Origin of the sequence: Kribbella antibiotica (genome assembly GCF_004349055.1) — a bacterium.
Taxonomy (GTDB): Bacteria; Actinomycetota; Actinomycetes; order Propionibacteriales; family Kribbellaceae; genus Kribbella; species Kribbella antibiotica.
In genome coordinates this window covers 54,035-67,035 of sequence record NZ_SMKX01000013.1, presented here as the reverse complement: position 1 = coordinate 67,035, position 13,001 = coordinate 54,035, and the positions used below count along the sequence as shown (strand labels likewise).

The following is a 13,001-nucleotide window of genomic DNA, read 5'->3' as shown; positions in this document are numbered from 1 at the left end:
GTGTTTGGTCGATACCGTCGTTCCCCATCCGCTCGGCATCGTCCGCCACGTTGTGCCGGGGTCGTTCGACACCGCGGTCGCGGGGGTCCCCGTCGTCCACCTTCCGGTGGCGACAGAGGCGTCGTACGGGTTTGATGAGGTGTGGACGACGGGTCGGCCGGTGCAGGTCGAGCAGGTCGGGGACGTGATTGTCGGGCATGAGGGTGAGTACGCCTTCGCCGCCGTGCACGTGCCCGCGGCCGATGAGTATGCGGTGGCTGTCCGGGACAGCTATCTGGAGCTGCTGAACGCGGTGATCGGGCTGGGCTATCCGGAGGTGTTCCGGATCTGGAACACGGTCGGCCGGATCAACGAACCGAACGAGAACGGTCTGGAGATCTATCGGGACTTCTGCCTGGGGCGGGCCGAGGCCTTCGACAAACTCGGTACGACGTTGCCGGCTGGGACCGGTGTTGGTTCGCCGGTCGCGGGGATCACGGTTCACCTGCTGAGTCGCCGGACGCGCGGGCAGGTCGCGATCGAGAACCGGCGACAGGTTCCGGCGTACGAGTATCCGCGGCAGTACGGACCGCGCTCGCCGTCCTTCGCCCGCGCGACCCGGCTGCCGGAGACCGGCCAGCTCTTCGTCTCCGGCACGGCCGGCATCCTCGGTCACGCGACCGTGCACCGCGACGACCTGCTCGGCCAGATCCGCGTGACGGCCGAGAACCTGGAGGTCCTGACGGGTGATCTCCAGGCCCTTACCTACGTCAAGGTCTACGTCCGCTCCGAGCACGACCTGCCGACCGTACGGCGGGAGTGTCAGCGACTGTTCGCGCCCGAAGCATCCGTGGTCTACGTCGTCACCGACCTCTGCCGCGCGGAGCTGCTCGTGGAGATCGAGGGTGTCGCGGTGGGCTGACGGAATTCAGCAATCCAGCGGTGGATGGGGAGCGCGTGCGGTTGAGTGAGCGGGTGACCTCGTCTTTCTCGCCCGCTGTGCGCCGGCTGATCTTTGCGACCCTCGTCAACACGCTCGGCAACGGGGTGTACGCCGCCCTTGCGGCGATGTACCTGACGCGGGTGGCGGGGCTGTCGGTCGCGCAGGTCGGGATCGGGCTGACCATCGCGGGCGTGATCGGGCTGATCGCCAGTACGCCGCTGGGCGTGGTCGCCGACCGGCTCGGGCCGAACCGGGCGTACATCGGATTCCTCCTCCTGCAGGCGATCACGATGAGTGCGTTGACGCAGGTGCACTCGTTCGGCCTGTACGTCGCTGTTGCCGGCGTGACCGCGATTGCCGATTCGGGCCAGCGCGGCGCGAAGGGTGCGCTGATCGCGGGGTTGTCGGAGGCCGACCAGCGGGTACGGACCCGCGCCGTACTGCGAGTGACCACGAACATCGGCATGGGCGTCGGGCTGGCGCTCGCCGGGATCGTGCTCGCTCTCGACAAACCCGGCCTGTACGTCGGTGCGTTGCTCGCGAACGCGGTGACCTACTGCCTGACGGCTGCGGTGATCAAGTTCGGGCTGCCGCGCGTTGCCGGGGTGAAAGCTTCCGACGGGCCGTCCGCGCTGACGGCGTTGAAGGACCGGCCGTTTCTTGGCTTCGTCGTACTGGACGGGGTGCTGAACATGCACCACGCGATGGCGCAGATCGCGATTCCGCTGTGGATTGTGACGGCGACCGATGCGCCGCGATGGATGATCTCCGTACTGCTCGTCATCAACGCGATCGCGGTCGTGCTGCTGCAGATGCGTACGGCGCGCGGGACGGAACAGTTGACCGGTGCGGCGCGGGCTGGTCGGCGGGCGGGGCTGCTGCTCGCGGTTGCGTGTGGGGTGCTGGCGATCACCGAGGTGACGTCGGGGCCGGTGACGATCGCGCTGCTGATCGTGGTGGCGATCGTGCACGTGCTGGGGGAGATGCTGCAGTCGGCCGGTGGGTGGGGGATCAGTTTCGAGCTCGCGCCGCCCGGTGCGCAGGGGCAGTACCAGGGTGCGTACGCGATGGGGCATCAGCTCGGTGACCTGGTCGCGCCACTCATCTTGACGACGATCGCGGTCAGCTGGGGCTGGCCGGGCTGGCTGCTCACGGCGGCGTTTTTCGGGATCGCGGGTGCGTTCATACCGATCGTCGTACGGCGCCATCCGGCCGGCCGTGCGGGCGACATGTCAAGCATCGTGAGAACTGGCGCGGAGTAGCCCGGCGGGATGAAACACTGACATGCGTGTACACCCTTGACCTGAACCCAGACGAGTTGCTCACCACCACCCGCGCGGTGCGGAAGCGGCTCGACCTCGAGCGGCCCGTGTCCCTCGACCTGATCCGTGAGTGCCTCGAGATCGCCGTCCAGGCCCCGTCCGGCAGCAACGGCCAGACCTGGCACTGGATCGTCGTCACCGATCCCGAGAAGAAGGCGAAGATCGCGGCGTACTACCGCGACACGCTGCACAAGTACTTCGCCGCGAACGAGGCCGCCGCCGCGGGTAAGCCCGCGCTCGACGAGAAGACGGCCGCGACCCAGCAACGGGTCATGGACAGCTCGACGTACCTGGGCGACAACCTGGGGAAGGTGCCGGTCTTCGTGATCGCGTGCATCACCGCGCCGAAGCTGCCCGAGGGCAACCAGGCCGGGCTGTGGGGATCCATCCTGCCGGCCGCCTGGAACTTCATGCTCGCCGCGCGCGCCCGCGGACTCGGGACCACCTGGACCACGCTGCACCTGCAGAACGAGGCCGAGGTCGCCGAGCTGCTCGGCGTACCGGAGGGCATCCGCCAGGGCGTGCTGATCCCGGTCGCGCACACCATCGGCACCGACTTCAAGCCCGGACCGCGCAAGGACCTGGAGCCGATCGTCCACTACGACCAGTGGTGACGGAATAGACCCCGCTTGAGGCGGGTTGACATGTCAACCTAGACTTGTTGGCGTGGAAACGGAGCGGGAAGTCATGAGCGAGCTGGAATTCGGTCTGGACACCTTCGGCGATGTACCCGAGGGTGCAGGCGGCGAATTGGTGTCGGATGCGGCGGCGATCCGGCAGGTGGTGCAGGAGGCCGTGCTGGCCGACGAGCTGGGCGTGGATGCGATCGCGCTCGGTGAGCACCACCGGCCGGAATACTCGATCTCCTCGCCGGAGACTGTGCTCGCCGGGATCGCCGGCCAGACGTCGCGGATCAAGTTGGGCTCGGGCGTGACCGTGCTCAGTTCCGACGACCCGGTGCGGGTGTTCCAGCGGTTCTCGACCGTGGATGCGTTGTCGAACGGCCGCGCCGAGGTCATCCTCGGGCGCGGCTCGTTCACCGAGTCGTTCCCGCTGTTCGGCTACGACATGGCCGACTACGAGGTGCTGTTCGAGGAGAAGCTGCAGCTGTTCGCGCGGCTCCTCGAGGAGAAGCCGGTGACGTGGGAGGGGACGACCCGCGCGTCGCTGGAGAACGCGGATGTGTATCCGAAGACGGAGTCCGGCCGGCTGAAGACGTGGGTCGGCGTCGGTGGCTCACCACAGTCCGTCGTCCGTACGGCGTTCTACGGGTTGCCGTTGATGCTGGCGATCATCGGCGGTTCGCCGGAACGGTTCGCGTCGTACCTGGATCTGTACAAGCGCGCGTCCGAGCAGTTCGGGACGGTCGCGCAGCCGGTCGGCATGCACTCGCCGGGGTTCATCGCGGACACCGATGAGGCGGCCAAGGAGATCTACTACCCGCGCTACAAGGTGATGCGGGACCGGATCGGCGCGCTGCGCGGCTGGCCGCCGGTGAAGCGGTCCGAGTTCGACGCCGAGGTCGCGCACGGTTCCCTGTACGTCGGTTCGCCGGACACCGTGGCGCGCCGGATCGCGGGCGCTGTGACGAAGCTCGGGGTCGGCCGGTTCGACCTGATCTACTCGGCCGGTTCGGTGCCGGGCGCTGATCGCCTGCGCGCCGTGGAACTCTATGGCAGCAAGGTGATCCCGATGGTGCGCGAGATCCTGGCCGAGGAGTCATGAGCAAGCCTGTGGTGGCGATTCTTGGCGCGGGCAAGGTCGGTACGGTCCTTGCCCGGCGCGCGATCGCGGCCGGGTATCCGGTGCTGATCGCGGGGTCGGGTGCGGTGTCGAAGATCGCGCTGATCGTAGAGGTCGTGACGCCCGGCGCGGTCGCGACGACCGCGGCCGACGCGGCGGCGCGTGCGGACGTGGTGATCCTCGCGCTGCCGCTCGGCAAGCACCAGACGATCCCGGTCGAGGCGTTGCGCGGCAAGCTCGTGGTCGACGCGATGAACTACTGGTGGGAGGTGGACGGCATCCGCGACGACCTCACCGATCCGCGGACCTCGTCGTCCGAGATCGTCCAGGAGTTCCTCCCCGAGTCTGTGGTGGTGAAGGCCTTCAATCACATGGGCTACCACGATCTCGAGGACGGCGCGCTGCCGGCCGGATCGCCCGGACGCAAGGCGATCGCGGTCGCCGGACCGCCGCTGGAGACGGCCGAGGTCGCGGCGATCGTCGACGACCTCGGCTTCGACCCGGTGATCGCCGGCCCGCTGGCCGCCGGCGTAGGGCTGGAGCCCGGTGCGGAAACCTTCGGCGCGAACGTCACCGCCGGCGAGCTGCAGGACATGCTCGACCGCTTCCCCGAGTCGCCGCGCGGCCTCGTCGTCCAGGCGGCTCGGAGCTAGCCGACTGGGCCGCGCCCGATTGGGGTGGGGTGCACCGCCGCGGCGGAGCCCGAGGACCAGTACTAGTACCGGTCCATCGGGAACTCCGCCGAGGTTCGGCCGAACGTGGTGTCCAGCAGGACATCGTCGTCCGCGACCGTGGGCTGTGTGCGGTCTGTCTCGACCAGACGTAGCAGCGCCACCAACCGGCGAGTCACCTCGGACATACCGGATCACCCCCTCCCAGCCTGCCTATCGTTCCGGAGGGCCCGAACGTTTCGCACAACTTTGTTGCGGTCGGCAACGGGAACCCCGGGCGTAGGGTTCGAGGGCGGGTACCGGGTCGGATGAGAGCGGTCGCAGTGACCGGTCGGTGAGGAAGATTCATGGTGACGATTCAGCGGGTCCTGACCGTCGGGCGACCGGTGGAGACCGTGTTCGGCTATCTGGCGGACTTCGAGAAGACCAACGAGTGGGACCCCGGGACCGTGCGGACGACGCGTCTGGACGGCGGTGGGGGCGTCGGGACGACGTACCGCAACATTTCGCGTTTCAACGGCCGCGAGACCGAGCTCGTCTACACGGTCGTCGAGCTGAGTGCGCCGGAGCGGTTGCGGTTCCGTGGGGTGAACAAAACGGTCACGGCGAGCGACACCATCACGCTGCGCGCAGTGGGTCCCGGTGAGACCGAGCTCACATACCTGGCCGAGTTCGAGTTCCGTGGCGTGGCACGGCTCGCGGTGCCGTTCTTGGGGCGGCAGTTCGCCAAGCTCGGCGACGAGGCGGCGCAGCGGTTGCGCGAAGTTTTGGGAAATCTCTGACCTGACGCATCCGGACCACCCGTCGGCTCCGAAGAGCGGTGACAGGAACTTTCTGCGCCGAGGGAGCGATGTGACCACGAGAGACGATCGTCCTGCTCTTGCTGTGATCGGATCCGGGGTGGCCGGCCTGACGGCCGCGTATCTGCTCCGGCACACCCATCGGGTGACGGTCTTCGAGGCCGACGATCGCCCCGGCGGCCATGCGCATACCCATGCGTTGGTCGACAGCCGCGGGCAAGAGAATCGCGTCGACTCCGGGTTCATCGTGCACAACGAGCGCACGTACCCGCAGTTGCTACGGCTCTTCGCCGAGCTCGGAGTGCAGACCCAACCCACTGAGATGTCGATGAGCATCCGGTGTGACGGGTGCGGCCTCGAGTACGCCGGGGGCCGGGGTGCGGCCTCGATCTTCAGCCAGCCGCGCCGAGTCGCCGATGTGCGGTTCTTGCGGATGCTGGGAGAGGTCCGGAGATTCCATCGGGAAGCGCTCTCTGTGCTGCGTTCCGGTGACTCCGCGCTCACCTGGGGTGACTTCCTGGTCGAGCAACAGTTCTCCCCGTACTTCGTCCGGCACTTCGCGATCCCGCTGGTGTCGTGCGTCTGGTCGAGCGGCTCGGCCGATGCCGGGCGCTATCCGGCGCGGTACCTGTTCCAGTTCCTGGATCACCACGGGATGCTCGCCATCAAGGGATCGCCGCAGTGGCGGACGGTCGTGGGCGGATCACGTACGTACGTCGATCGCGTCGTCGAGCAGGTCGGCGATGTCCGGCTGTCCGCGCCGGTGCGGGCCGTCCTGCGGCACGACGATTCGGTCGAGGTGGTGACGCCAGATCGCGCTCTCTCGTTCGACCGCGTGGTGCTCGCGACCCACGCCGACACCGCGCACGACCTGCTCGCCGATGCGACGCCGGACGAGAAGTCCTTGCTCGACGCCTTCGACTATTCGGTGAACCCGACTTGGTTGCACACCGATACCTCTGTGCTGCCGGACAGCGCCCGAGCGCGGGCGTCGTGGAACTACCGCCTGCGTGACTGTCACGCGGACGAGTCCCAGGTTCTGGTGAGTTACTGGATGAACCGTTTACAGGGGCTCGACGCTGCCGACCAGTACTTGGTGACGCTCAACCCGGAAGGCTGGGTCGACCCGTCGGCGACGGTCGCCCAGATGACGTACGCCCACCCGATCTTCACGCCTGAGTCGGTCGCTGCCGCGGAGTCGCTGCGCTCGGCCGGTGGACCGCGGCTGGCCTTCGCCGGCGCCCATCTCGGCTGGGGCTTCCATGAGGACGGCTGCCGCTCCGGAGTCGAGGCTGCAGCGAAGTTCGGCGCGGCCTGGTGAACGGTCTGTCTCTCCCGGCCATCGTGCCCGGGTGGGTAGCGCACACGAGGCAGTTGCCGCGGCGGCATCGCTTTCGGTACCGCACGTACCAATGGCTGGTCGATATCGACGATCTGCCGGCGTTCCGCCCGCTCGCGTCGTTCCGTCCGGCTGATCACCTGAACGGGGGAGAACGCTCTCTGCGCGAGAACCTCACCTCGTTCATCGCCGGTCAGAACGAGGTGCTCGAACCTGACGACCAGGTGCTGATGCTCGCCAACGCGCGGAGCTTCGGCTACGTGTTCGATCCGCTCAGCGTGTTCTGGTGTTTCGCACCGGACGGAAGCCTGCGCTGGGTCGTGCTCGAGGTCCACAACACGTACGGCGAACGCCACTCGTACCTCGCGCATCCGACCGCGGACGGCCGGTTCACCGTCGAGAAAGCGTTCTACGTGTCGCCGTTCTTCACCGTCGACGGCACGTACGAAGTGGTGCTCGACCTGACACCCGATCGCGTCGCGGTCGCCATCAACCTGCACCAGCAAGGCGCGCGCGCCTTCAGTGCCGCGTTCACCGGTCGCCCGCGCGCGGCAACCCGTCGTACCCGGTTGGCTGTTGCCGCCCGTACGCCGTTCGTCACCTATCAGGTGTCACTGCTGATCCGCCTGCACGGCATTGCCCTTTGGCTGCGCAGGCTGCCTGTCGTTCACCGTCCACCGCACACTCCACTTCAAGGAGCCTGATGTCCATCTCACAGGCCACCGACCGCACTTCGACGGTCATCGATTCGGCCCGCTGGCCTCGCGTCGCCCGCGTCCCGCAGTACCCGGTGCGCGCCGCAGTCGCTCGCCAGATCTTCAACCAGGCAACGCGGCAGCTCCCCGTCGCGGTGCAGCTGCCGGGCCGCGCCCGCACCGGGACCGGTCCGGTGTTCGAGGTGGTGTCGGACCGGTTCTTCGATCGGCTCGGCAAGGACCTCAAGGTCGGGTTCGGGGAGTCGTACATGGCGGGGGAGTGGCGGGCTGGGGACGGCACTGACCTGGCCGATCTGCTGACGGTGTTCGCGCGACAGCTCGCCGAGCTGGTGCCGGGCGGCCTGCAGCGGTTGCGCCGCTTGGTGGACCAGCCGATCGCGCGGCTCAACGATCGCGTCGGTGCACGCTCCAACATTTCCCATCACTACGACCTGTCGAACGAACTGTTCGCGACCTTCCTCGACCCGACGATGTCGTACTCCTCAGCGCTGTTCGATTCGTCCGACGAGGAACCGCTCGCTGTTGCGCAGCGCCGCAAGATCGACAACATCCTCGACCTGGCCGGGGTGACCGCGGGCGCGCGCGTGCTGGAGATTGGTACCGGTTGGGGGCAGCTCGCGATCCAGGCTGCGCAACGCGGTGCGGAGGTGCACTCGATCACGCTCTCCGCGGAGCAGCGCGACCTGGCCCGCAAGCGGATCTCCGAGGCCGGCGTCCACGCCGAGGTCGAGCTCTGCGACTACCGCGACGTGCAGGGCCGGTACGACGCGATCGTGAGCGTCGAGATGATCGAGGCCGTCGGCGAGCAGTACTGGCCGGAGTACTTCGCGACCGTCGCCGACCGGCTCGAGCCCGGCGGTCGCTTCGGTCTGCAGTCCATCACGATGGCGCACGACCGGCTGCTGACCACGCGCAACAGCCAGAGCTGGATCCACGAGTACATCTTCCCGGGCGGGCTGATCCCGTCCGTCGAGGTGATTCGCACGATGGGGGCCGCCGCCGGGCTCGACGTCGCCGCCCAGCAGGACTTCGGTGCCGACTACGCGCGCACCCTGCGACTCTGGAGAGAGCGCTTCACCGCGAGCTCCGAGCGGGTTGACGGGCTCGGGTTCGACGAAGTGTTCCGGCGGATGTGGGAGTTCTACCTGGCCTATTCCGAAGCAGGGTTCCGGTCGGGGTACCTGAACGTGGCGCAGTTCGCGCTCACTCGCTCAAGTTAGGGAGAAAGTTTGTGGAGTTGACCGGACGGCGGATCTGGATCGTCGGCGCATCATCCGGGATCGGTGCTGCGTTGGCTGGTGCTCTCGATGCGCGTGGCGCGCATGTTGCCGTGTCAGCGCGCCGAGAGAGCGCTCTGCGCGATCTCGCCGGCGATCGGATGGCCGTCGTACCGGTGGACATCACCGACGGCCCCGCGGTACGGCGGGCAGCCGCGCAGGTGGTCGACGAGCTCGGCGGCCTGGACATCGTCGTACTGAGTGCCGGGTACTGGAAGCAGCTGAAAGAGTTCGACGCCGAGTCGTTCCAGCAGCACCTCGACGTGAACCTGTCCGGGATGGCGCACTGCATCGAGGCAGTCATCCCGCTGTTGGAGGGCGCCGGAATGATCGTCGGCATCTCCTCGGTCGCGGGTCTCCGCGGCCTGCCCGGATCGGAGGCGTACGGCGCCACCAAGGCAGCGCAGATCAACCTGCTCGAGGCTCTCCGCGTCGGGTTGGCGCCGCGAGGTATCGACGTACTGACGGTCCTGCCGGGGTTCGTCGACACCGAGATGACCTCGGACAACCAGTTCCCGATGCCGTTCATGGTGACCGCGCCGGCCGCTGCCCGAATGATTGCCGATGGCATCGAACGGCGGCAGGCGCGGATCGTGTTCCCGTGGCAGATGGGGATCTTTGCGAAGCTGGCGCCGCTGGTGCCGGATCGCTTGTGGGCAAGGCTGTTCAAGCCGAAGCCCTAACTCGATTGTGCAGTGGCATCCTGCGGTGCCGAGGGCTGCCCTCCCCGGCACCGCAGGAGATCAGGGGCGTCCGGGGAGCCGGTAGTTGTCGCCGAGTACCTGACCACGGTTGGGCTTGTAGAGGTCGAAGCCGCGCGAGTTGCACTGCAGGCCACCGTTGATGCAGTGGCTCACCAGGGCCGCCAGCGTCGGGACGTCCCACGCGTTGAAGAAGTCGTAGTGCCAGGAGTAACCGCGTCCGCTCGCCAGCCGGATGGCGGACTCGTCACCGTCGGCCGGGAACGCGATCTTGAACTCCAGCATCGGCACCGGGTTGGGGTGCGAGGCCGGGCAGGAACCGTTGACCGGGTAGGCCATGTGGCTCTTGTGGTCGGCGCTGTCCAGGTCGCGGCCGTTCCAGCAGCTCGGGGCCTGGTAGCGGATGTTGAGCTGGGTGCCCGCCGGGCAACTGGCCGGGAAGTCCCAGTTGTGCGCGGTGTCGCCGCACTCCCAGCCCTCGACGGTGCCCGGCGAGTCCCGGAACGAGGCCAGCGTGGCGGTCGGGCTGCCGACGACGTACCGGATGCCCGGCGGGAACGGCCGGACCTTGGTGTAGTCGAGGATGCCGGACTTGTAGTAGATGGTCTGGTGCCAGGTCTGGATGATCGGGTCGTTGCCGCGGAACATCGTCGGCCACCAGTACGCCGACAGGTCGTCGGGGTTCAGGCAGGTCGTCTGGTAGGCCCCGGCCGCGTTCAGGCTGTTAAGCGTGGTCGCGGCATTGGTGGTCTTGTTGCCCACGAAGCTGTGCTCGTGGGAAGCACCCGGCATGTTCGGGAATACGATCGGGTCGTCGGTGGCGCGGTGGTCGACGGTGCAGTTCACCTGGAACTCGTGGTGAGTCACCTCATCGGCTGCTTGCGCTGTCGAGCCGGCGAAAGCAGTCAGTACGGCGGCGATGACGCCGACGGCTGTGCCACCGGCGTACAACCCTCTCCTCTTCGAGTGACTGGCTCTTCGGTGTGTGAACACGGAACTCCTCCTGTGTGGGCCTGCTGTCAGAGGAAATGTCCGCGGGGCGGTGATCGGGGGCCCGCGGTCGGAAGGATCACGGGAGAGCGCTCTCTGGAACACCATGATCCGGGCCTTGGACGCTGTCAACCCTCCGTAGTTCCGGAACCACTTTGAGCGTAAAACCTGTGGTGCGAGGCATTGACAGGGCCTGGAGCCGCGGGCAACCATCGGTCCGCGAGAGAGCGCTCTCTCACCCTCTCCCGCACTAGGAGTCCGCCCGATGAACCCTTTGCCCGCTCTCCGAGCCCGCCGACGCCGACGTATTGCCGCTGCCCTGATCGCAGTGGCGGTGGTGGCGCTCGGCAACCTGGTGGTGTCGGCCGTTCCCGCGCAGGCCGCGACCCTGCTGTCCCAAGGCAAGACCGCAACTGCGTCGACCTCCGAAGGAGCCGGTACGGCGCCCGCCGCCGCCGTCGATGGTGATGCGAACACCCGATGGTCGAGCGAGTGGGCCGACAACCAGTGGCTGCAGGTCGATCTCGGCGCGACCGCCACGGTCGAGCAGGTCGTCCTCCAGTGGGAGGCGGCGTACGCGACCGGCTACCGCATCGAGGTCTCGGCCAACGGCCAGCAGTGGAACCCGATCTACAGCACGACCACCGGCCACGGCGGCACCGAGACGCTGAACGTCAGCGGCAGCGGCCGCTACGTGCGGGTGTTCGCCACGACCCGAGCCAACGGGTACGGCGTTTCCCTGTTCGAGTTCAAGGTCTTCGGTACGCCGGGCGACAGCGGACCGGTGCCGGGCACCGGAACGGTTCGGATCGCCGGCAGCCAAGGTAATTGGCAGCTACTGGTCAACAACACGCCCTGGACCGTGAAGGGCCTGACCTGGGGACCGCCGGTGGGCGAGGCCGCGCAGCGGCTGCCCGAGCTGAAGGCGATCGGCGTCAACACCGTGCGCACCTGGGGCACGGACGGGACCTCGAAGGCGCTGTTCGATGCGGCCGCGGCGAACGGGATGCGAGTCGTCGCCGGCTACTGGCTCCAGCCTGGTGGTGGACCTGGCAGCGGTGGTTGCGCGAACTACGTGACCGACACCAACTACAAGACCACGATGCTCGCCGAGATCCGTCGCTGGACGACCGAGTACAAGGACAATGCGGGCGTACTGATCTGGAGCGTCGGCAACGAATCCGTGCTGGGTCTGCAGAACTGCTACTCCGGCGCCGAGCTCGAGCAGCAGCGGATCGCCTACGCGACCTTCGTCAACGACGCGGCCAAGGCGATCCACGCGATCGACCCGAACCACCCGGTCACCTCGACCGATGCATGGACCGGCGCCTGGCCGTACTACAAGCAGTACTCGCCGGATCTCGACCTGCTCGCGGTGAACTCCTACGGCCACGTCTGCCAGGTCAAGCAGGACTGGATCAACGGTGGCTACAACAAGCCGTACATCCTCACCGAGGGTGGACCGGCCGGTGAATGGGAGGTTCCGAACGACGCGAACGGCGTACCGAACCAGCCGACCGACGTCCAGAAGCGGGACGGCTACACGCAGGCGTGGAACTGCATCCTCGGGCACGCCGGTGTCGCGCTGGGGGCGACGCTGTTCCACTACGGCAACGAGAACGACTTCGGTGCGGTCTGGTTCAACATCACGCCGGGCAACGAAAAGAGCCTGGCCTGGTACGCGATCCGGCAGGCGTTCGGCGGTCCCGCTGGTGGCAACACGCCGCCGGTGATCACCAACATGACGTTGAGCCGGACCACGGATGCCCCGGCCGGCGGGACGATCTCGGTCAACGTCGCGGTCACTGATCCGAACGGGGACGCGCTCTCTCACGAGTTCAAGGTCGGTGGGAAGTACATCGACGGCAGCGGCGCGCTCGTCACCACCCCGTCGAGCGGCAACGGTCCGTTCACGGTCACGGTGCCGCAGCGACTCGGGGTCTGGAAGCTGTACGACTACGTCCGCGACGGCAAGGGGAACGTCAGCATCGAGACCCGGTCGTTCCGGGTGGTTGCGCCGCCCACCGCGGGGACGAACATCGCGCGCGGCAAGACGGCGACAGCTTCGTCGTACCAGCAGGTTGGCAACGGAGCGCCGTACCCGCCGTCGAACGTGACGGACGGGAACAACGCGACCCGCTGGGCCAGCGACTGGGCGGATCCGCAGTGGGTGCAGGTCGATCTCGGTTCGGTGCAGTCGTTCGACCAGATCCAGCTGATCTGGGAGGGAGCGTTTGCTCGCGAGTACCGGATCGAGGTCTCCGACGACGGGAACGCTTGGAGAGCGCTCTACAACACCTCTGCCGGGAACGGTGACGTCGACGACATCACCACCGGCGGAACCGGGCGCTACGTCCGGCTGACCGGAACCGCGCGCGGGACCGGGTTCGGGTATTCGTTGTACGAGTTCGGGATCTACAAGCGCTGATCCTCCACCGACTGGTGCGGCGGCCCACCACCTGGGGCCGCCGCACCCTGTGGATAACTTTTGAGGAGAAATCGCGTGCCCCAGCTACCATC

The 13,001-nt window shown here is 67.5% G+C and carries 13 protein-coding genes; 11 read left to right on the top strand and 2 right to left on the bottom strand.

What is annotated here, in order from left to right; translation table 11 throughout:
• Positions 1–4: 4 nt before the first annotated feature.
• The 5 genes from E1263_RS06905 to E1263_RS06885 all read left to right on the top strand — a co-directional run bounded on the left by E1263_RS06905 (position 5) and on the right by E1263_RS06885 (position 4,640).
• On the top strand, positions 5–901 hold the full coding sequence (locus E1263_RS06905) for a chorismate transformation FkbO/Hyg5 family protein (protein WP_132166331.1): 897 nt from the start codon (positions 5–7) through the stop codon (positions 899–901).
• A 53-nt stretch (positions 902–954) separates the two neighbouring features.
• Positions 955–2,184 carry an MFS transporter gene (locus E1263_RS06900; protein ID WP_132166330.1) on the top strand — a complete coding sequence of 410 codons (1,230 nt, stop codon included), beginning with the start codon at positions 955–957 and terminating at the stop codon, positions 2,182–2,184.
• 26 nt (positions 2,185–2,210) lie between these two features.
• Positions 2,211–2,858, top strand: a complete 648-nt coding sequence (locus E1263_RS06895; RefSeq protein WP_132166329.1) for a nitroreductase family protein — start codon at positions 2,211–2,213, stop codon at positions 2,856–2,858.
• Positions 2,859–2,931: 73 nt separating this feature from the next.
• Positions 2,932–3,969: an LLM class flavin-dependent oxidoreductase gene (locus E1263_RS06890; protein ID WP_132166328.1), complete on the top strand. Its 1,038-nt coding sequence runs from the start codon at positions 2,932–2,934 to the stop codon at positions 3,967–3,969.
• On the top strand, positions 3,966–4,640 hold the full coding sequence (locus E1263_RS06885) for an NADPH-dependent F420 reductase (RefSeq protein ID WP_132166327.1): 675 nt from the start codon (positions 3,966–3,968) through the stop codon (positions 4,638–4,640). Before E1263_RS06890 ends, E1263_RS06885 begins: the two co-directional genes overlap by 4 nt.
• Positions 4,641–4,702: 62 nt before the next feature.
• Here E1263_RS06885 and E1263_RS42605 read toward each other — a convergent pair whose 3' ends face one another.
• Entirely contained in the window at positions 4,703–4,846 is a 144-nt protein-coding gene (locus E1263_RS42605; RefSeq protein ID WP_165956522.1) for a hypothetical protein, read from the bottom strand.
• Positions 4,847–5,005: 159 nt separating this feature from the next.
• Between E1263_RS42605 and E1263_RS06880 the strand changes: the two genes are divergently transcribed.
• From E1263_RS06880 to E1263_RS06860, 5 genes are all read left to right on the top strand, one after another.
• Positions 5,006–5,440, top strand: coding sequence for an SRPBCC family protein (locus E1263_RS06880; RefSeq protein WP_132166326.1), 435 nt, complete (start codon positions 5,006–5,008; stop codon positions 5,438–5,440).
• A gap of 70 nt (positions 5,441–5,510) precedes the next feature.
• Complete coding sequence (locus tag E1263_RS06875; RefSeq protein WP_132166325.1) at positions 5,511–6,779, top strand: NAD(P)/FAD-dependent oxidoreductase; 1,269 nt, start codon at positions 5,511–5,513, stop codon at positions 6,777–6,779.
• Complete coding sequence (locus E1263_RS06870) at positions 6,776–7,501, top strand: DUF1365 domain-containing protein (RefSeq protein ID WP_238161106.1); 726 nt, start codon at positions 6,776–6,778, stop codon at positions 7,499–7,501. The genes E1263_RS06875 and E1263_RS06870 overlap by 4 nt, the downstream gene beginning before the upstream one ends.
• Positions 7,501–8,733, top strand: coding sequence for an SAM-dependent methyltransferase (locus tag E1263_RS06865; RefSeq protein WP_132166323.1), 1,233 nt, complete (start codon positions 7,501–7,503; stop codon positions 8,731–8,733). The genes E1263_RS06870 and E1263_RS06865 overlap by 1 nt, the downstream gene beginning before the upstream one ends.
• Positions 8,734–8,744: 11 nt before the next feature.
• Entirely contained in the window at positions 8,745–9,473 is a 729-nt protein-coding gene (locus tag E1263_RS06860; protein ID WP_132166322.1) for an SDR family NAD(P)-dependent oxidoreductase, read from the top strand.
• A gap of 60 nt (positions 9,474–9,533) precedes the next feature.
• Here the strand turns inward: E1263_RS06860 and E1263_RS06855 are convergent, their stop codons facing one another.
• On the bottom strand, positions 9,534–10,484 hold the full coding sequence (locus tag E1263_RS06855; protein ID WP_238161105.1) for a DUF1996 domain-containing protein: 951 nt from the start codon (positions 10,482–10,484) through the stop codon (positions 9,534–9,536).
• 262 nt (positions 10,485–10,746) lie between these two features.
• Here E1263_RS06855 and E1263_RS06850 point away from each other — a divergent pair, with 262 nt between their 5' ends.
• Positions 10,747–12,909, top strand: a complete 2,163-nt coding sequence (locus E1263_RS06850; RefSeq protein WP_132166320.1) for a discoidin domain-containing protein — start codon at positions 10,747–10,749, stop codon at positions 12,907–12,909.
• The last annotated feature ends 92 nt before the right edge of the window (positions 12,910–13,001 follow it).